The following is a 17,572-nucleotide window of genomic DNA, read 5'->3' on the forward strand; positions in this document are numbered from 1 at the left end:
CTGCGGCAAGGTTTGCTGCGCAAACGCTTGGACGCGCCTTTGGCGCGGCTCGCTCGCGCTCGCGCGGCGGCGCCTTTGCGGATAATTAGGCGTCCAGCAGGCAGGCAACGCCGGGCAGCTCCTTGCCCTCCATGAACTCGAGGGAGGCGCCGCCGCCGGTGGAGATGTGGGTCATCTTGTCGGCATAGCCCAGCTGCTGCACGGCAGCCGCGCTGTCGCCGCCGCCGATGATGGTGATGGCGCTGGTCTCGCTCAGAGCCTTGGCCACAGCCTCGGTGCCCTTGGCGAAGGCGGGGAACTCAAACACGCCCATGGGGCCGTTCCAGATAACGGTGCCGGCATCCTTCACGGCGTCGCAGTACAGCTTCACGGTCTCGGGGCCGATGTCCAGGCCCTGCCAGCCGTCGGGAATCTCGCCGGTCTTGACAACCTTGCTCTCAGCGTCGGCAGCAAAGGCGTTGGCCACCACGGTGTCCACGGGCAGAAGCAGCTTGACGCCCTTCTCGGCAGCCTTCTTCACCATGTCGTTGGCGTAGGACTCCCAGTCGGCCTCCAGCAGGCTGTCGCCCACCTTGCCGCCCTGAGCGGCGGAGAAGGTGTAGGCCATGCCGCCGCCGATGATGATGGTGTCGGCAATCTCCAGGAGGTTGTTGATGACGCCGATCTTGGAGGAGACCTTGGAGCCGCCCAGGATGGCCACCAGAGGACGCTTGGGGTTGGCCAGAGCGCCGCCGATGATCTCCAGCTCCTTCTGGATCAGGAAGCCGGACACAGCGGGCAGATAGTCGGCCACGCCGGCGGTGGAGGCGTGGGCGCGGTGCACGGCGCCGAAGGCGTCGGACACATAGACCTCAGCCATGGAAGCCATCTTCTTGGCCAGCTCGGGGTCGTTCTTGGTCTCACCCTTCTCGAAGCGGGTGTTCTCCAGCAGGAGGATCTGGCCGGGCTGGAGGGCAGCGGCCTTGGCCATGGCGTCCTCACCCACCACATCGGCGGCCATGATGACGTCCTTGCCCAGCAGCTCGCTCAGGCGCTTGGCAACGGGAGTCAGGGACAGAGCCTTCAGGGACTTCTTCCAGCTCTCCTCGGTGATGGTGGCGGGGTCCTTGCCCTTCTCGGCCTGCTTCTTCACATAGGAGTCGAAGGTGGCGACGGGCTTGCCCAGGTGGGAGCAGGCGATAACGGCGGCACCCTGGTCCAGCAGGTACTGGATGGTGGGCAGCGCGGCGCGGATACGCTTGTCATCGGTGATGGTGCCGCTGCCATCCTTGGCCAGAGGCACGTTGAAGTCGCAGCGGAGGAGGACCTTCTTGCCGGCGACGTCGATGTCTTTCACGGTCTTCTTGTTGTAGTTCATACGAAAGCTCCTTTCATCTCTCCTTCCCCGGACAATCCGGGGAACTCTAACTGGCGCAATGCTTCGTAGGTCACTATGGCGACGGAATTTGCCAAATTCAGGCTGCGCGCGTCGGGGCGCATGGGGATGCGGATGCACCGGTCACGGTGGGCTTCACGGAACGCCTGGGGCAGGCCTGCCGTCTCCTTGCCGAAGAACAGCCAGCACTCATCCCGGAATTCCGCCTCCGTATAGGGGCGGGGCGCCTTGGTGGTCATGAGCCAGAGGTCCTTCGCACCGGTGCGGGCGAAGAATTCCTCCAGATTCTCATAGACCGTCAGGTCCACCATGTGCCAGTAATCCAGTCCGGCCCGCTTCACCGCCCGATCCGAGATGTCAAACCCAAGGGGCTTGATCAGATGCAGGCGGCTGCGCGTGGCCGCGCAGGTCCGGGCGATGTTGCCGGTGTTCTGCGGAATTTCCGGCTCAACCAGAACAAGATTCAGCATAAATCCGGCCCACCCCCCATTTACAGCGGTGTTATTGTACATCGAATCCCGCAGAATTTCAACAGCAAATACGTCGATAATCCCACAAAAATTCATTTTTTATTGAACAATTCCCCGTTGTTTCGCTGTCGGAGCGTTTTATGCTTTATAGTTGCGAAAAGTTGTGCTACAATATCGGCAGTAACAGGGCCGTATTCCGCTTTGCTGCGGGGTAAAGCGGTCCCGCCCCGCATTAAGTACAGACTAAATTTTATGTATTTCTGCGGGGAAAATGATGGATTAAGGAGAATGAACGTGGAAACTCAGACACAACGCCTCCGAATTGTGGTGAAAGTGGGCACCTCCTCTCTCACCCACGACACCGGAAGGCTGAATCTGCACAATATGGACCTGCTGGCCCGCACCCTTTCCGACCTGGAGGGCATGGGCCACGAGATCGTCCTGGTGTCCTCTGGCGCCATCGGCGTGGGCTCCACCAAGCTTGGTCTGAAGGAGCGGCCCAAGGAGCTGCGGATGAAGCAGGCCGCCGCCGCCGTGGGTCAGTGCGCCATCATGCACCTCTACGACAAGCTGTTTGGCGAGTACAACCGGATGGTGGCCCAGATCCTACTGACCGGCGAGGATGTGGACGCCCCTGTCCGGGCCGAGCACCTGCACAACACCTTTGAATCCCTGCTGGAGCTGGGAGTTATCCCCGTAGTCAACGAGAACGACTCGGTGTCCTCGGCCGAGATCGAGACGGGCAAGTGCAAGGTCCTGGGCGACAACGACACCCTGTCCGCCATCGTGGCACAGCTGGTGGGTGCCGACCTGCTGGTGCTCCTGAGCGACATCGACGGCCTCTACGACGCCGACCCCCACGGCAACCCGGACGCCAAGCTCATCCACCATGTGGACGCGGTGACCCCCGAGCTGCGCTCCATGGCAGGCGGTGCGGGCACCTGGCGGGGCACCGGCGGCATGCAGACCAAGCTCAACGCCGCTGAGATCGCCATGGCCGCCGGTGTTGACATGGTCATCACCAACGGCGCCCGGGTGGAGGACCTGTACGGCATTGTGGCCGGTGAGGACATCGGCACCCGGTTCTCCGCCGGGAAACAGAAGCAGTAATTTCCCTATACATTACATATATTTGAAATCTCACCGCGCAAGCGGAGAAATGGGTGATTGACATGACAATTCTGGAAGGCCAGGGGCTGGCCGCCAAGGTGGCCGCCCGGACGCTGTCCGTAGCGGACACGGCCCGGAAGAACAAGGCGCTGGAGGCCATTGCCCAGGCGCTGCTGGACCGGCAGGAGGAGATTCTCTCCGCCAACGCCCAGGATCTGGAGGCCGCCCGTGAGAGCGGCATGCGGCAGTCCCTCCAGGACCGGCTGGCCCTGGACGAGAAGCGGATCGCCGGCATTGTGGAGGGTGTACGGCAGGTGGCCGCCCTGCCCGACCCCATCGGCCAGGTGACCAAGATGGAGAAGCGGCCCAACGGCCTCATCATCGGCCGCCGCCGGGTGCCTCTGGGGGTCATCGGCATCATCTATGAGGCCCGGCCCAACGTGACGGTGGACGCCGCCGCCCTGTGTCTCAAGTCGGGCAACGCGGTCATCCTCCGCGGCGGCAAGGAGGCCCTCCACTCCAACATGGCCCTGACCGCCATCATGCGGGACGCCCTGAACCAGTCCGGTCTGCCCATGGACTGCGTGTCCCTGGTGGCCAGCACCAGCCGGGAGAGCGCCACCGAGATGATGAACCTGACCGGGTATCTGGACGTGCTCATCCCCCGGGGCGGCGCGGGGCTCATCCGCTCGGTGGTGGAGAACGCCCGTGTGCCCGTCATCCAGACCGGCGTGGGCGTGTGCCACATCTATGTCCACGAGAAGGCCGACCTGCAGATGGCCGCCGACATTCTCTACAACGCCAAGTGCTCCCGTCCCTCGGTGTGCAACGCCGCCGAGTGCGTGCTGGTGGACCGGGCGGTGGCGGAGCAGTTCCTGCCCATGGCCCAGGCCCGTCTGGCAGACAAGCACGTGGAGTTCCGGGGCTGCCCCGAGACCTGCGCCATTCTGCCCGACGCGGTACCCGCCACGGCGGAGGACTGGGACACCGAGTACGGCGACTACATTCTGGCCGCCAAGGTGGTGGAGAACCAGGACGAGGCTATGGACTTCATCGCCGCCCACGGCACCGGCCACTCGGAGGCCATTGTCACCGCCGACTACTTTGCCGCCCAGCGCTTTTTGGACGAGGTGGACGCGGCGGCGGTGTACGTCAACGCCTCCACCCGCTTTACCGACGGCTTTGAGTTCGGCCTGGGCGCGGAGATCGGCATCTCCACCCAGAAGATGCACGCCCGGGGCCCCATGGGTCTGGAGGAGCTGACCAGCTCCAAGTACGTCATCTACGGCACCGGACAGGTCCGGTAAACATAAGATAGGAGGGGCGGAGAACCGCCCCTCCTTTTCTTTTTGAACTACCGCCTCGCCGCCCGATTCATAGGTACATACGCCCCGACAGGGCGTATGAATTTTGCTGAGAGGCGGTACTGTTATGGAACACGCCCAAGAGGAGCACGCCCGCAGGCAGACGGTGGAGACCGGCGCCCAGGACGGGCTGCTGGTGCACTATCTGGGGAGCATCCCGCCGGCCGCCGGCGGCTGCGTGGTGGAGTTTGCCTTCACTCTGCCCGCCGTCCCGCCCGACACCCGCACCGCCGTGGCCATCACCCTGCTGGAGCTGGACGGTGAGGGCCGGGCCTTCCTCCGTGGGATGCGCACCCTGCTCCTGCCCGCCCACCACAGCACCCGGCCCATGGACGTCCAGGCGGAAGGAGTCCGGTTCATCCTCCCCGCCGAGCTGGATCTGAGTGAGGATGGCACCCGTCGTCTGGTGGTTCAGGCCGAGTCCCAGTACGTGGATTTCCATGCCCGGTGCGATATGCGGGAATAACAGACCGGGGTCCGGACCGCAGACAATGCGGACCGGACCCCGGTTCATTTCATATGCTTTTAAGCTCAGCGGCCCTTCCGCAGGTCGCAGATGACCTTCCAAATCTGGATGACCAGGGTGGGGGCAAAGGCCAGGCCCACGATGATGCCCAGCAGAGGCAGGGTAAGGGGGGCTACCTGGAACAGGGTGGTCAGGCCGGGGATGAAGAGCACCGCAGCCAGGAGCACCACGCCGGCGGCAAAGGCGCCCAGGCTGGCCCGGTTGGTGAGCAGGCCCAGGCGGAACAGGGAGGCCTGACCCCGGCAGTTGAATCCGTGGAACAGCCGCGCCAGGGTGAGGGTGGCAAAGGCCATGGTCATGGCCAAGGCGTCCCCGCCGTTGTTCAGGCCCACGAAGAAGGCGGCCATGGTGGCGGCGGCGATGAGGGCGCCGTAGACCATGATGCGGGTGAACAGGGAGCGGTTGAGGATGGGCTCCTTGGGGTCTCTGGGCTTCTGGTCCAGCAGGCCGTCTCCCGCAGGCTCCACGCCGATGGCGATGGCGGGCAGGGAGTCGGTGAGCAGGTTGATAAACAGCAGGTGCACCGCCGCAAAGGGGGTGGGCAGGTTGGCAATGGAGCAGATGAGCACGCTGAAGATACCCGCCATATTGCCCGACAGGAGGAAGTTGATGGCGTTTTTGATGTTAGTGTACACGCCGCGGCCGTTGACCACGGCCTTGACGATGGTGGCGAAGTTATCGTCGGAGAGAATCATGGACGCGGCGTCCTTGCTGACCTCGGTGCCGGTGATGCCCATGGCCACGCCGATGTCGGCGGCCTTGAGGGCGGGGGCGTCGTTGACGCCGTCGCCGGTCATGGACACGATGCGGCCCTTCCGCTGCCAGGCCCCCACGATGCGGATCTTGTTCTCAGGGGACACACGGGCGTAGACCGAGATCTTCTCCAGCCGCTTGTCCAGCTCCTCGTCGCTCATGGCGTCCAGCTCCACGCCGGACAGGGCCTCGTCCCCGTCCTGGAAGATGCCCAGCTGCCTGGCGATGGCGGAGGCGGTGACCTTGTGGTCGCCGGTGATCATAATGGTGCGGATGCCGCCCCGCTTGGCGTCGGCCACGGCCTGGATGGCCTCGGGCCGGGGCGGGTCAATCATGGAGATGAGGCCCACAAAGGTGAAGTCCCGCTCGTCCTCCAGCGCCAGGGAGCGGACGGAGTCCAGCTCCTTGCAGGCAAAGGAGAGCACCCGCAGGCCCTGCTGGGACAGCTCCAGGTTCACCCGGGCGATCTCCGCGCGGCGCTCGTCGGTCATCTCCACCTTGCCCTGGCTGGTGAGCAGCCAGGCGGACCGGTCCAGCAGGGTGTCAATGGCGCCCTTGGTGTACATGGTGGGCACACCCTCGATGTTGTGGAGGGTGGACATCAGCTTCCGGTCGGAGTCAAAGGCCAGCTCACTGAGGCGGGGGTGCTGCTTCCGATAGATTACCTCATCCACACCGATGCGGTCGCCCAGCATGACCAGGGCCACCTCGGTGGGGTCGCCGATTTCAGTACCCGTCTCCTTATCGGTGGTGGCGTCGCTGGCCAGAAGGGCCTCCTTCAGCAGCAGGCGCTGCACGTCGTTGGCCAGGTCCAGCTGGTCGCCATCCAGCAGCATGCCGTCGGCGTAGATCTTCTGGGGTGTCATCTTGTTCTGGGTCAGGGTGCCCGTCTTGTCCGAGCAGATGACGGACACGGCGCCCAGGGTCTCCACCGCCTTCAGGTCCTTCATGATGGCGTTCTGCCGGGCCATCTTCTGGGTGCCCATGGCCTGCACAATGGTGACGATGGAGGACAGCGCCTCGGGGATAGCCGCCACGGCCAGAGCCACGGCGAACATCAGCGCGTCCAGAATGGGCTTCTGGCGGTACAGGGACAGCCCGAACACCAGGGCGCAGATGACCATGATGATAATGGCCAGCTTCTTGGAAAAATTGTCCAGACTCTGCTGCAGGGGGGTCTTGCGCTGCTGGGTCTGGTTCATCAGGGCGGCCACCTTGCCCAGCTCGGTGTCCATGCCCGTGCCGGTGACCACAAAGACCGCCCGGCCGTAGGTCACCAGGGAGCCGGAGAACACCATGTCCTTCCGGTCGCCCAGGGCCACATCAGCCTGGGGGATGGCCTCGGCGGTCTTTTCCACCGCCTCGCTCTCGCCGGTGAGGGAGCTCTCGTTGACCTTCAGGGAGTAGTTTTCCAGAATCCGGCCGTCGGCCACCACCATGTCGCCGGCCTCCAGCTCCACAATGTCGCCGGGGACCACCTGGACAGAGGGCACAGTGGTGCGCACGCCGTCCCGTATCACCTTGGCGCTGGGGGCGGACATGGCCTTCAGGCTCTCCAGGGACTTCTCCGCCTTGAAGTGCTGCACCGTGCCCAGCACAGCGTTGAGGATGAGCACCGCAAAGATAACAATGGTGCTCTCCGCCTCGCCGGTGGCCAGGGAGATCAGGGCCGCGGCGATGAGGATCACCACCAGCAGGTCCTTGAACTGCTCCAGAAACACCTGGAGCGCCGTCTTTTTCTTGCCCTCGCTCAGGGCGTTGGGGCCGTGCTTCTCCAGGCGCTGCGCCGCCTCCGCCCCAGAGAGACCTCTCTGCCGGTCGCTCTTCAGCGCCGTGAGGGTCTGGTCAGCCTCCAGCGTATGCCAGAGCCACTTTTCCGTGTCCATCTTGTTCACCTTCATTTTAAATTTGCAGGAGGTAAATCAAATTTCCTGGGGTGAATTATACTACCCTTTCAATTGGGGTGTCAATCCCTATCCATACGAAATATCACGGGATTTTAGGTAACAGTTTAGGCTTTCCGTGTAATTCATAGATTATTCACAAAGCCTTCATGATTTAGCCTTAATTATTGGTTATGATGTAAACGGATTCAGGAAGAAGAACTTAAAATCCTCCCAACACAACCAATCCCTCTCCAACACCTTTGCAGAACAACACACACCCGAAAAGCCCCGGCCGAAAGGCCGGGGCTTTTCGGTGCTGTTGAAATCTTCTTTCTCCCGGCGGGACCGGAAGAAAAAGATTTGTGCGAAAAATAGAGGTACCAAAACAGGCGAACATGTGTTAGAGTATTAGGGTATTTGTGTGAAAGGAGGAACCGGCCGTGGAACATATCGCCCATGCGGCCCCTGTGGTCAAGTGGGTGGGGGGAAAGCGGCAGCTGCTGCCCCAGATTCTCCCCCTGATCCCCAAGCGGATGACCGCCTACTGCGAGCCCTTTCTGGGCGGCGGCGCGGTTCTCTTTGCCCTTCAGCCCAAGCGTGCCCTGGTCAACGACCTGAACAAGGACCTGATTACCGTCTACCGGGTCATCAAGGAGGACGCCGACGCCCTCATCGAGCACCTGTCCCGCCACGAGAACACCCCGGAGTACTTCTACCGCATCCGGGACCTGGACCGGGACAAGGAGGCCTATGCCGCCCTGTCTGACGTGGAGAAGGCCTCCCGGCTGCTCTACCTCAACAAGACCTGCTACAACGGCCTCTTCCGGGTCAACGCCTCAGGGGCCTTCAACTCCCCCTACGGCCACTACCGCCGGCCCAACATCGTCAACGAGCAGACCATCCGGGGCGTGAGCCGGTATTTTAATGCCTGCGACATCACCTTTTTCAGTGGGGACTTTGCCTCCGTGCTGGAGCAGGTGCCCAAGGGCGGCTTTGTGTATCTTGACCCGCCCTATGACCCCGTGTCCGACACCGCCAGCTTCACCGGGTACAACCGGGGCGGCTTCGGCCGGGAGGAACAGGTGCGGCTGAAGGAGTGCTGCGACGCACTCACCGCCCGGGGCGTAAAGTTCCTGCTCTCCAACTCGGCCACCCCCTTCATCCGGGAGCTGTACAGCTCCTATCGCGTCTCCATCGTCCAGGCCCGGCGGGCGGTCAACTCGGTGGCCAGCCGCCGTGGCGCCATTGAGGAGGTGCTGGTGCGCAACTATGGGACTCAATGACAGCGCCTGGGAGGCTCTCTTTCGGAAGTATGACATCCTCAGCCGCATTGAGGCGGACGGACAGTTCTTCATCTCCGCCAATCAGATCAAGGAGTTCCGTGAGCCCCGGCTCATGACCAAGTTCGACCACCGGGTCAACCTGCCCCAGCTGTTCGCGGACAACGGCCTTGCCATCCTGCCGGTGACCCGTGGGGACTACGTCATCGCCCCCTTTGCCGCCTACCACGACTTTGAGCCGCCCCAGGGCTCGCCCACACGGGTGCGGCTCCCCGTAGGGCTCCAGAGTCTGGCCCCCCGCTTTCTGGTCAGTGAGGCCATTGCCCTCAACTGCGCGGCGGCCTGCGGAATTCTGGAGGACTTTCTGGAGGACCAGGCCGTGGTGCCCACGGTCAGCGGCCGCATGGGCTCTGGCCGGGTCTCCTTCTCCATCGACGTACCCGACGGCCAGCGTCAGGTGGAGGTGAACAACGCCCAGATTGAGATTGACGCCGCCTGCGAGGGCAGCCGCTTTCTCTCCCTCTTCGAGGCCAAGCGGGACTTGGCCGACGACTTTCTGGTCCGCCAGCTCTACTACCCCTACCGGGTGTGGTCGGATCGGGTGACCAAGCCGGTGAAGAGTGTGTTCCTGGTGTTCACCAATGGCGTGTTCCACCTGTACGAGTACCGCTTTGAACAGCCGGAGCGGTACTGCTCCCTCCGTCTGGTGAAGCAGCGCAGCTACACCCTGACCACAGGCATCACCCGCTCGGACATCGGCCGCCTGCTGACCGGCGTGCCCCTCCTGCCTGAGCCGGAGATCTCCTTCCCCCAGGCCAACAGCATGGCCCGTGTGGTCAACCTGGCCGAGCTGCTGTCCGGCCGGGACATGACCCGGGATGAGATTACCGCCGAGTACGCCTTTGACGCCCGGCAGACCAACTACTACACCGACGCGGGCCGCTATCTGGGCCTGATGGAGAAGGACAGAAAGGACGGCGCGGTGTGCTTCCGCCTGTCCCCGCTGGGACGGCGTATCCTCTCCATGGATCTGCGGGAGCGGCAGCTGGCCCTGGCCGGGCAGATTCTGGGCCACCGTGCCTTCCGGGAGACCATGCGAGTGTGCCTGAGCAGCGGGGAAATGCCGCCCGCCGGAGCGGTGGTGGAGATTATGAAGGCCTCCGGTCTCTACCACGTGGCCTCGGACAGCACCTACTTCCGCCGGGCCTCCACCGTGACGGGCTGGCTCAACTGGATTCTGGACCTGACAGAGTGATTTATCAGACGCCCCGGAGCACAGCTCCGGGGCGTTTTCTCCTTTCCGCCCCTCCGGGGGCAGTTGCAATCCCTCGGCGATTGGGGTAAAATATAGTGTTAAATTGATTGGATTCTATTCCTCGTTAAGGAGGTTATTTGTATGCGGGACGGATTTATCAAAGTCGCGGCGGGCACCCCTGAAATCAGGGTGGCCGACTGCCGCCACAACGCGGAGGCCTGCTTCACCCTGATGCGGGAGGCGGCCAAGCAGGGGGTCAAGGTGCTGGTGCTGCCCGAGCTGTGCCTCACCGGCTACACCTGCGGAGACCTGTTCCTCCACGACACCCTGCTCCAGGGCGCGGAGGAGGCCCTGGCCACCGTGCTGGAGGCCACCCGGAATCTGGACATGGTCACCGCTCTGGGCCTGCCGGTGCGGTGCAAATGGGACAACAAACTGTATAACTGCGCAACAGTTATACACAAAGGAGAGATTTTAGGCCTGGTTCCCAAGACCGCACTGCCCAACTACGGCGAATTCTACGAGGGCAGATGGTTTGCCTCCGGCGAGGGCGTGGAGTTCTATATCCCGCTGTGCGGTCAGGATGTGGAGCTGTGCGCCCGTCAGCTCTTCGGCTGCACGACCATGCCCAACCTGGTCATCGGCGTGGAGATCTGCGAGGACCTGTGGGGCACCCAGCCCCCCTCCGGCCTTCTGGCCGCCGCCGGAGCCACTGTGATGCTCAACCTGTCCGCCTCCGACGAGGTGGTGGGCAAGGCGGAGTACCGCCGTGCCCTGGTCACCGGCCAGTCCGCCCGGCTGGTGTGCGGCTATGTGTACGCCGACGCCGGTGAGGGCGAGTCCACCACCGACATGGTCTTTACCGGCCACAACCTCATCGCTGAAAACGGCGCTCTGCTGGGTGAGCGGCGTTTCGCCTGCGGCCTGACCGTCAGCGAGATCGACGTGGACCGGCTGGTGTACGAGCGCCGCCGGATGAACACCTATGCCCCCTCCAAGGAGGCCATGGAGATTGGCCGCGTCAACTTTGACCTGGAGCGGGAGGAGACCCATCTCACCCGCCGCTTCTCCCCCACCCCCTTTGTGCCCGAGGACAGCACCGACCGTGCCGAGCGCTGCGATGAGATTCTGAAGATCGCCGCCCTGGGCCTGAAGCGCCGTCTGGAGCACACCCACGCCTCTGCCGCGGTGGTGGGCCTGTCCGGCGGACTGGATTCCACCCTGGCCATCCTCATCGCCGCCGTGGCCATGAAGCTGCTGGACCGTCCCGCGTCGGACATCATCGCGGTGACCATGCCCTGCTTCGGCACCACCGACCGCACCCGGGACAACGCCGTGGAGCTGGCCGGACGGCTGGGTGCCACCCTGAAGCGCATCGACATCGGCGAGGCGGTGAAGCAGCACTTCAAGGACATCGGCCAGTCCATGGACAACCACGACGTGACCTTTGAGAACGGCCAGGCCAGAGAGCGGACCCAGGTGCTGATGGACATTGCCAACCAGTGCGGCGGCCTGGTGGTGGGTACCGGCGACCTGAGCGAGCTGGCTCTGGGCTGGGCCACCTACAACGGCGACCACATGTCCATGTACGGCGTCAACGCCTCCATCCCCAAGACCCTGGTGCGCCATCTGGTGGCCTTTGTGGCCGGGGACAAGGTGGCGGAGGACCCCCGTCTGTCCCACGTGCTGGAGGACATTCTGGACACCCCTGTGTCCCCCGAGCTGCTCCCCGCCGTGGGCGGCGAGATCGCCCAGCGCACCGAGGACCTGGTGGGCCCCTATGAGCTCCACGACTTCTTCCTCTACTATATTATCCGCTGGGGCTTTCCGCCCCGGAAGGTGTTCCGTCTGGCGGAGCAGGCCCTGGGTGACCGGTACGACCGTGCCGTCATCCTCAAGTGGCTGAAGAACTTCTACCGGCGGTTCTTTGCCCAGCAGTTCAAGCGCTCCTGTCTGCCCGACGGCCCCAAGGTGGGCTCGGTGACCCTGTCTCCCCGCGGCGACTGGCGGATGCCTTCTGATGCTTCGGCACGCCTCTGGATGGAGGAGCTGGAGACACTGAGCTGAACCTGTCAGCCACCCATAAGACAGGGCGACTGGAAATAAAAAATATTTTTTCTAAAGTGAATGGAAATCCCTTCGCCAATCGTATTATGGGTGAAACCCGCTGAGGATTATCTCACGATTTCGGAGGGTAAGAAGATGAAAAAGGTATTGATTGGCACTCTGACTGTGGTACTGGTTCTCACCGCGATTACCGCAGGCGCTTTTGCCGCTGGTCGTGGCCAGGGCAGCCGCTTTGTGGATGCCGACGGCAACGGCATCTGCGACAATTACGCAGCCTACTGCAAGGGTACCGGCTATGGTACAGGTTATGTGGACGCCGACAATGACGGTGTGTGCGACAATTACGGCACCAACTGCCGGGGCACCGGCTGCGGCCTGGGTTTTGTAGACGCCGACAACGACGGCATCTGCGACAACTGCGGCACCAATTGCCGGGGTACCGGCTGCGGCCTGGGCTTTGTGGACGCCGACAACGACGGTATCTGCGACAACTACGCCTCCGGCTGTCAGGGCTCTGGCTGCGGTTCCGGCTGGGGCAATGGCTCCGGCCGCGGCGGCCACCACGGCGGACGGCACAGCTAAACGGTTCAAATGGGGGAGGTCCATGCGCAGCGAGGCGGAGGCACTCCGGGCCATCGACCGGTACGGCGATACGGTCCGGCGCATCTGTCTGCTCCAGCTGAAAAACCACGCGGATACGGAGGACGTATTTCAGACGGTGTTTCTGAAATACGTCCTCAGCACCGCTGTGTTCGAGAGCGAGGAGCACGAAAAGGCCTGGTTCATCCGGGTCACTCTCAACGCCTGCCGGGATCTGCTGCGGGGCTTTTTCCGCAGCAGGACGGTGTCCATCCACGAGCTGCCGGACATCCCCGCCGACGTACCGGAGGAGCACCGGGAGGTGCTGGAGGCAGTGGCCGCTCTGCCGGGCAAGTACCGGGAGGCGGTGTATCTCCACTACTACGAGGGCTACTCCGCCCCGGAGATTGGCCGCCTGCTGGGCAAGAACCCCAACACGGTGTACACCCTGCTCACCCGGGCCAGAAAGCTGCTGAAGGACAGGCTGGGAGGTGACGGACATGGAGGATAAGCTGCGCGCCGCCTTTGACAGCGTCCACGCCGAGACGGAGCTGAAGGAGCGCACCATGGCCTTCCTGGCCCACGCCGGAGAGGAAGCTCCCCCCCGCCGCCTTCCTGCCGGCCACCTGTGCCGGACCATTGCGGCTGCGGCGGCCTGCCTGCTGGTGCTACTGGGCGCCAGTGGGTATTACACACTGCTTGTTCCGGTGTCCGCCATCAGTGTGGATGTGAACCCCTCCCTGGAGCTGTCCCTCAACCGTCTGGACCGGGTCATCTCGGTAAAGGGCTACAACCCGGAGGGCGAGGCTCTGGCCAGCTCTCTGGATTTGACCTTCCAGCCCTACACCCAGGCGCTGGAGGAGATCCTGTCCAGCGAGACCGTGTCCGCCTATCTGGCAGGGGACAACGCTGTGTCCATCACCGTGGCCTGCTACAATCCGGACAAGAGCGCCCAGATGCTCTCGGCAGCCCAGGCCTGCGCCCAGGGCTGCGGGCAGGTGTACTGCCACGAGAGCGGCAGCGCGGAGCTGGAGGAGGCCCACCACGCGGGTATGTCGGTGGGCAAGTACCGGGCGTTTCTGGAGCTCCAGGCTCTGGACCCCTCCGTCACGGCGGAGGATGTGCAGTCCATGTCCATGCGGGAGATCCGGGACAGAATCGCCGCCCTCTCCGGCGGTGAGACCGAGACCTCGACCGGTCAGGGAAGCCAATCATCATCCGGCGGTTACGTCCAGCAGTCCGGTTCCGGCGGCGGGTGGGGCCAGGGCGGCCACCACGGCCACGGACACGGTGGCTGGCAGGGTCATGAATGAGCCGGAAATCATAGATACCGGAAGAGGCTGAGAAATTTTGAACCGTTGTTTGGACCTGTTTTTGACCTTTGCCAAAATCGGCGTATGCACCTTCGGCGGCGGCTATGCCATGCTGCCCATCCTCCAGCGTGAGGTTGTGGAAAAGCGTGACTGGGCCACTGAGGACCAGCTGGCCGACTACTACGCCGTGGGCCAGTGTACCCCCGGCATCATCGCGGTGAACACCGCCACCTTTGTGGGTTACACCCAGGCCGGATGGCTGGGCGGCACCGTGGCCACCCTGGGCGTGGTGTTCCCCTCCATTGTGATTATCTGTATCATCGCCGCCTTCCTCCAGAACTTTGCCGACTTCCCTGTGGTCATCCACGCCTTTGCCGGCATCCGCGCCTGCGTGTGCGCCCTGATCTTCTCCAGCGTCATCAAGCTGGCCAAGAAGTCGGTGGTCAACTGGTGGTCGGCCATTATCTTCCTGGTGGTGCTGGTGCTGTCCGCCTTTGTGGGGCTGTCCCCGGTGCTGCTGGTCATCCTGGCCGGTGTGTGCGGCCTGGCCATCAGCTCCTGCATCCGCTACCTGAACCGCGGAAAGGAGGGGGCGAAATGATCTTCCTCCGCCTGTTCTACGAGTTCTTTAAAGTGGGTCTTTTCTCGGTGGGCGGCGGTCTGGCCACCCTGCCCTTCCTGCGGCACCTGGGCGAGGTGACCGGCTGGTTCTCCGCCGCCGACCTGGCCAACATGGTGGCTGTGTCCGAGTCCACCCCCGGCGCCATGGGTATCAACATGGCCACCTATGTGGGCTTTACCGTGGGCGGCCAGTCCGGCCTGCCCGGTGGAAACATCGTGGGCGCGGTCATCGCCACCCTGGGCCTGGTGGCCCCCTCCATCCTGGTGATCCTCATCATCGCCAAGTTCCTGCAGAAATTCCGCCAGAGCCGGGTGGTGGACGGGGTGTTCTCCGGCCTGCGGCCCGCCTCCACCGGCCTTATCGCCGCCGCCGGATTGTCAGTGGCCCAGATCGCCCTGCTCACCGGTGCGGCCTGGACGGGCTGGAACTCCCTCACCGCCGTCATCAACTGGAAGGGCGTCATCTTGGCCGTGGCCGTCTTTATCTGCATGCAGGTGAAGGCCCTGAAAAAGCTCCACCCCATTGTATACATCGCCGCCGCTGCCGTCATCGGCGTGGTGTTCCAGTTCTGATTGACCATAAAAAATGTCCGTCCTCAATGAGGACGGACATTTTTTCTCGTTTTACGGGCCTCAGCCGCGTCGCTTGCCGCCCTTGCCCGGCTTGTGGCGGGGCGGACGGCTGCGGCGCTCCCCGCCGCTCTTGCGCTCATTGCTCCGGTGCTCGCCGTTCCGGCGGGCAGACCGGGGACCGGGGTTCCGGTGTCCCTGCCGGAGGTTCTCCGGGCGCTCAGGGACATTTTCCGGCTCCTCGCCAGAGAGATGGAAGGTGATCTGCCCGCTGCCCGGGTCGGCGGCGGCGCACACCACAGTCAGGGGCATGCCGAAGGAGAACACCCGGCCGGTGTACTCTCCACGGAGGGTCATGCGCTGGTCGTCGTGGTGGTAGTGGTCCCTGGGCAGGGCCTCGGCGGGAATCAGGCCCTCCACGCCGGAGGGCAGCATGACGAACAGGCCGAACTTGGTCACGCCGGACACCGTGCCAACCATAGTCTCTCCCACGTGGGCGAGCATATACTCGGCCATGTAGAGCTTCTCAATCTCCCGCTCGGCATTCTGGGCCGCCACCTCCCGCTGGGAGGACTGGTCCGCCGCCCGGGCGGCCACCGACGCCATCCGTTTCTCCCAGGGCATGGTCTTGCCCACGTTGGCCGGGTTGGCCTCGTCGGCAAGCACCTGGGTGAGCACCCGGTGGACCATCAGGTCGGGGTAGCGGCGGATGGGGCTGGTGAAGTGGCAATAGTACTTGGCCGCCAGGCCGAAGTGGCCCAGGTTCTGCACGTCGTACCGGGCCTTCATCAGGGAGCGGAGCACCATGGTGCTGATGATAGGGGCCTCCGGCTTGCCCTTGGCGTCCTCCAGAATCTTCTGGAGGGCAAAGCTGTCCGCCTCCTGGAAGGTGTACCCAAAGGGTGAGAGCATGGTCTTGAGCCCCTCCGCCTTGTCCTGGCTGGGCTTCTCGTGGACCCGGTAGACGGCGGGCTTGTGCCGGTCGAAGAGGTGCTTGGCCACGCACTCGTTGGCGGCGAGCATAAAGGACTCGATGAGGGCCTCGCTCTCCCCCTGCCTGCGCACCTTGATGTCCACCGGCGTTCCGTGCTCATCGCAGATGATATAGCTCTCGCTGGTCTCCAGGTCCAGGCTGCCCCGGAGCTTGCGGCGCTTCTCCAGCACTTTGGCCAGGACGGCCATGTCCCTGAGCATGGGCAGGATATTGTCATACCGCTTTTCCAGGTCCGGGTCCTCTCCGGCGAGCAGCTTGTTGCAGTCCTCGTAGGTCATCCGCTCGGTGGAGCGGATGACGCTCTTGCAGATGGTATGGTCCTCCTCCCGGCCGTCGGCGGCCAGGGTCATGAAGCAGGAGATGGTCAGCCGGTCCACGCCCGGATTCAGGGAGCAGATGCCGTTGGACAGCTCCACCGGCAGCATGGGGATGACCCGGTCGGCGAAGTACACCGAGGTGCCCCGCTCCCAGGCCTCCAGGTCCAGGGGGGACTTCTCCTGCACATAGTGGCTCACGTCGGCGATGTGGACTCCCAGCACCCAGCGGCCCTGCTCGTCCCGCTCCAGGCTTACCGCGTCGTCCAGGTCCTTGGAGGAGGCGCCGTCGATGGTGATGATAATCTTGTTCCGCAGGTCGGTGCGCCCGGTCAGGGCGTCCTTCTCCACCTCACGGGGCGCTCTCGCCGCCGCGTCCAGCACGGCGGGCGGGAACTCCGGGTCAATCTCGTAGTGGTAGAGGATGGCGGCGGTGGAGGATTCCCGGTTGCCCGCGGGGCCGAAGGTCTCCCGCAGGGCGCCCATAGGGGGCGTCTTGGCGGTGCCGTACCCCAGCATCTCCACGGCGATCTTCTCTCCGATACGCACTCCCTTGGCCTTTCCGGAGATTTTGATGGGCCCGGGCAGCTTGTCCGAGTCGGGCCGCATCCACAGCTCCCGGCCCAGCTTTTCCACCGTGCCGGTGACGAACCGGTTTGCCCGCTCGGTCACCCGCACCACAGTGGCAGTGCGCCGCCCCTCCTCCCAGGGCATCTCCGGGTCGGGCGCGGCCTGGACCTTGTCCCCATCCCAGGCTCCGCCGGTGGCTCTGGGCGGGATAAAATAATCGTCCTCCCGGCTCTTTCCGTCCTCAGGCACCAGGAAGCCGAAGCCCCGGCTGGTACCCTGGAATACGCCGGTGATAATCTCTTCTGTTTTCTTCTTTGCCATATGTTCTCGCTTTCTCCGTTTTCATCTGTCATCTTCCATAAGTTATAGTATCCCACATTTTGCCCTGTGTCCATCCGAATTTCCGCCAAAAATGCCCCCTTACCTCTCAACTTTGTCAAAATAATAACTTTCCGTTCCAGAAACTAGGACACACCCGGCGCCGTTCTATATTTTTTCTAAAAATATAAGTTGTCATTCCGCCCT

At 63.5% G+C, this 17,572-nt stretch carries 14 protein-coding genes and 1 pseudogene; 11 read left to right on the forward strand and 4 right to left on the reverse strand.

Features of this window, described 5'->3' with window-relative positions; all coding sequences use genetic code 11:
- Nucleotides 1–85: 85 nt before the first annotated feature.
- Both ACOX7T_RS06455 and trmL read right to left on the reverse strand, forming a co-directional pair.
- Nucleotides 86–1,357 (reverse strand): phosphoglycerate kinase, encoded by a 1,272-nt coding sequence (locus tag ACOX7T_RS06455; RefSeq protein WP_433441017.1) that lies wholly within the window; start codon nucleotides 1,355–1,357, stop codon nucleotides 86–88.
- Nucleotides 1,354–1,845 (reverse strand): tRNA (uridine(34)/cytosine(34)/5-carboxymethylaminomethyluridine(34)-2'-O)-methyltransferase TrmL, encoded by a 492-nt coding sequence (gene trmL, locus ACOX7T_RS06460; RefSeq protein ID WP_433441019.1) that lies wholly within the window; start codon nucleotides 1,843–1,845, stop codon nucleotides 1,354–1,356. Before trmL ends, ACOX7T_RS06455 begins: the two co-directional genes overlap by 4 nt.
- A gap of 288 nt (nucleotides 1,846–2,133) precedes the next feature.
- Between trmL and proB the strand changes: the two genes are divergently transcribed.
- From proB to ACOX7T_RS06475, 3 genes are all read left to right on the forward strand, one after another.
- Nucleotides 2,134–2,955: a glutamate 5-kinase gene (gene proB, locus ACOX7T_RS06465; protein ID WP_433441021.1), complete on the forward strand. Its 822-nt coding sequence runs from the start codon at nucleotides 2,134–2,136 to the stop codon at nucleotides 2,953–2,955.
- 62 nt (nucleotides 2,956–3,017) lie between these two features.
- Nucleotides 3,018–4,262 carry a glutamate-5-semialdehyde dehydrogenase gene (locus tag ACOX7T_RS06470; protein ID WP_433441023.1) on the forward strand — a complete coding sequence of 415 codons (1,245 nt, stop codon included), beginning with the start codon at nucleotides 3,018–3,020 and terminating at the stop codon, nucleotides 4,260–4,262.
- Between the two features lie 124 nt (nucleotides 4,263–4,386).
- Nucleotides 4,387–4,785 (forward strand): hypothetical protein, encoded by a 399-nt coding sequence (locus ACOX7T_RS06475; protein ID WP_433441025.1) that lies wholly within the window; start codon nucleotides 4,387–4,389, stop codon nucleotides 4,783–4,785.
- 65 nt (nucleotides 4,786–4,850) lie between these two features.
- On the opposite strand, the gene ACOX7T_RS06480 is transcribed toward ACOX7T_RS06475, so the two are convergent.
- A complete protein-coding gene (locus ACOX7T_RS06480) occupies nucleotides 4,851–7,484 on the reverse strand; it encodes a cation-translocating P-type ATPase (protein WP_433441027.1) in 2,634 nt (877 codons plus the stop codon).
- 440 nt (nucleotides 7,485–7,924) lie between these two features.
- On the opposite strand from ACOX7T_RS06480, the gene ACOX7T_RS06485 reads away from it, so the two are divergent.
- The 8 genes from ACOX7T_RS06485 (at nucleotide 7,925) to ACOX7T_RS06520 (ending at nucleotide 15,172) form a co-directional block, all read left to right on the forward strand.
- Nucleotides 7,925–8,767, forward strand: coding sequence for a DNA adenine methylase (locus ACOX7T_RS06485; protein ID WP_433441029.1), 843 nt, complete (start codon nucleotides 7,925–7,927; stop codon nucleotides 8,765–8,767).
- Nucleotides 8,754–10,019 (forward strand): type II restriction enzyme, encoded by a 1,266-nt coding sequence (locus ACOX7T_RS06490; protein ID WP_433441031.1) that lies wholly within the window; start codon nucleotides 8,754–8,756, stop codon nucleotides 10,017–10,019. Before ACOX7T_RS06485 ends, ACOX7T_RS06490 begins: the two co-directional genes overlap by 14 nt.
- A 141-nt stretch (nucleotides 10,020–10,160) precedes the next feature.
- On the forward strand, nucleotides 10,161–12,086 hold the full coding sequence (locus ACOX7T_RS06495) for an NAD(+) synthase (protein ID WP_433441033.1): 1,926 nt from the start codon (nucleotides 10,161–10,163) through the stop codon (nucleotides 12,084–12,086).
- A gap of 135 nt (nucleotides 12,087–12,221) precedes the next feature.
- On the forward strand, nucleotides 12,222–12,668 hold the full coding sequence (locus tag ACOX7T_RS06500) for a hypothetical protein (RefSeq protein WP_433441035.1): 447 nt from the start codon (nucleotides 12,222–12,224) through the stop codon (nucleotides 12,666–12,668).
- A 22-nt stretch (nucleotides 12,669–12,690) separates the two neighbouring features.
- Nucleotides 12,691–13,176, forward strand: coding sequence for an RNA polymerase sigma factor (locus ACOX7T_RS06505; protein ID WP_433441037.1), 486 nt, complete (start codon nucleotides 12,691–12,693; stop codon nucleotides 13,174–13,176).
- Entirely contained in the window at nucleotides 13,166–13,978 is an 813-nt protein-coding gene (locus ACOX7T_RS06510; RefSeq protein WP_433441039.1) for an anti-sigma-I factor RsgI family protein, read from the forward strand. Before ACOX7T_RS06505 ends, ACOX7T_RS06510 begins: the two co-directional genes overlap by 11 nt.
- 37 nt (nucleotides 13,979–14,015) lie before the next feature.
- The gene (locus ACOX7T_RS06515) at nucleotides 14,016–14,579 is read left to right on the forward strand and encodes a chromate transporter (RefSeq protein WP_433441041.1); all 564 of its coding nucleotides are present in this window, start codon (nucleotides 14,016–14,018) and stop codon (nucleotides 14,577–14,579) included.
- Nucleotides 14,576–15,172 carry a chromate transporter gene (locus ACOX7T_RS06520; RefSeq protein WP_433441044.1) on the forward strand — a complete coding sequence of 199 codons (597 nt, stop codon included), beginning with the start codon at nucleotides 14,576–14,578 and terminating at the stop codon, nucleotides 15,170–15,172. The genes ACOX7T_RS06515 and ACOX7T_RS06520 overlap by 4 nt, the downstream gene beginning before the upstream one ends.
- 60 nt (nucleotides 15,173–15,232) lie before the next feature.
- On the opposite strand, the pseudogene rnr reads toward ACOX7T_RS06520, so the two are convergent.
- Nucleotides 15,233–17,374 (reverse strand): annotated as a pseudogene (gene rnr / locus ACOX7T_RS06525) (ribonuclease R); the annotation flags it as partial.
- Nucleotides 17,375–17,572: the final 198 nt, after the last annotated feature.

This window comes from Pseudoflavonifractor sp. (assembly GCF_050943825.1).
Taxonomy (GTDB): Bacteria; Bacillota; Clostridia; order Oscillospirales; family Oscillospiraceae; genus Pseudoflavonifractor.